Genomic DNA, 1,788 nt, shown 5'->3' on the forward strand with positions numbered 1-1,788 from the left:
TAATGGAATGATGAAACAAAAGAAGTAACTGTTTTGTAAGAAAAAAGGTATATTTTTCATCTTGACGATCAATACACCTTTCTTAATATGAATTATCGTTTTTCTTTATACGACTCTAATTTTTCTAATAACCGTTCTTTTACAGCTGGCCATTCACTTGCAATAACACTGTATACAACTGCATCTCTAACATGTCCACTCGGTAATTTTCTTTCGTTTCTAAGTACCCCCTCTTTTACTGCGCCGAGTCTTTCAATTGCTCTTTGTGCTTTTTCATTTCGGGCATCCGTCTTAATTTGTACTCTCCGCATATGCAATTTTTCAAAAGCATATTGTAATAACATATACTTACATTCTGTATTCATACTCGTACGCTGTACACTCGGGTCATACCACGTTTGCCCTAATTCCACTGTCTTATCTTCAACTGAAATGTTATATAAGCGTGTACTCCCTACTATTTCATTCGTCTTTTCATCAACAACAACAAATGGCAAATCTTTACCTGCCCCATAAGCTTTTATCGCCTTTTGAACATATTGCTGCATATCTTGAACAGTATCCATTTTAGAGATTAAATACGCCCAAATATCTCGATTTCCTTCCACGATTGAAAACATTTTTTCGACATCATTGCTATCTATTAACCGTAACTTTGCTCTTTCGTGAACAATTTCCATTTATTACCCCTCCCCTCTTGTAACTATATCATACAAAACAATAACGTATTATCTATATATTTTAAAACGAATACCATTAAAAAACTCGCTTTTCTTTAAAGCGAGTTCATTCATTATAGAAGTATGTATGCAATCGGTGTAATAATCAACAACGTTAAAATCGTTCTTTGCACATATAAAATAATAAGTTCAGATACTTTTAACGGAATATCTGTTGATAATATACAAGGGATTGATGCGGAGAAAAACAATATAGATGACACCGAAACAACCGCAATAACAAACTTTGTCACGAGTGGTGCACTTACAACTAAAAGAGAAGGTAAAAACATTTCTGCAATACCAACTGATGCTGCTTTAGCAGCTAGTTCCGCTTCTGGGAGCTGTAAAGCCCATGTAAATGGGTAGAAAATATAACTAACCCAATCAAATATTGGCGTAAACTTTGCCAAGACGATACCAATTAATCCTACTGACATAATAGATGGTAAAATCCCCATCGTCATTATAAATCCGTCTTTTAAATTCACTGCGATATTTTTCATAATACTCGGTGCAGATTTTGATACTTCTAACGCATCTTCCCAAGCTCGCTCTAACATTTTCTCTTTATAAACGGGCTCTGGGAATCCTTCTTTCGTAATATATGTATCTGGTTTTCTACTAAGTGGCGGGATTCTTACGGTGATAGCAGTCACGATGAATGTTACAACAAGCGTAGTCCAAAAATAAACATTCCATAAATGCATAATGTCTAGTGTTTTTGCGATAATGATCATAAATGTTGCGGATACTGTTGAAAAGCCTGTTGCGATAATCGCTGCTTCTTTCGTCGTATACTTTCCTTCTTTATAAACGCGGTTAGTAATTAATAAGGCTAACGAATAGCTTCCTACAAATGAAGCAACCGCATCAATTGCTGATCGCCCAGGTGTTTTCCATAACGGTCTCATAATCGGACGACAAAACGTGCCGATAAACTCAAGCAATCCGTACCCGACTAATAACGCTAAAAATGCCGAGCCAATTGGAACGAGTAAACTTACTGATATAACTAACTTCTCATACAAAAACGGGCCAACATCTGGCGAAAAGAACCAAGCTGGTC

General features: G+C 36.0%; 2 protein-coding genes. Both read right to left on the reverse strand.

The annotated features are described in order from the left end of the window. Positions 1-92 precede the first annotated feature (92 nt). Positions 93-680: a GNAT family N-acetyltransferase gene (locus tag AC1DTM_RS25075; RefSeq protein WP_016105320.1), complete on the reverse strand. Its 588-nt coding sequence runs from the start codon at positions 678-680 to the stop codon at positions 93-95. 113 nt (positions 681-793) lie between these two features. Beyond that, on the reverse strand, positions 794-1,788 hold a 995-nt coding region (locus tag AC1DTM_RS25080; RefSeq protein ID WP_477001149.1), incomplete at its 5' end, for a YjiH family protein.

The sequence above is a fragment of the Bacillus sp. P4_D3 genome (assembly GCF_056401855.1).

Excerpts from the sequence above, each read along its gene's own strand:
- AC1DTM_RS25075 (WP_016105320.1), bottom strand. The coding sequence starts at position 680 with ATGGAAATTGTTCACGAAAGAGCAAAGTTACGGTTAATAGATAGCAAT.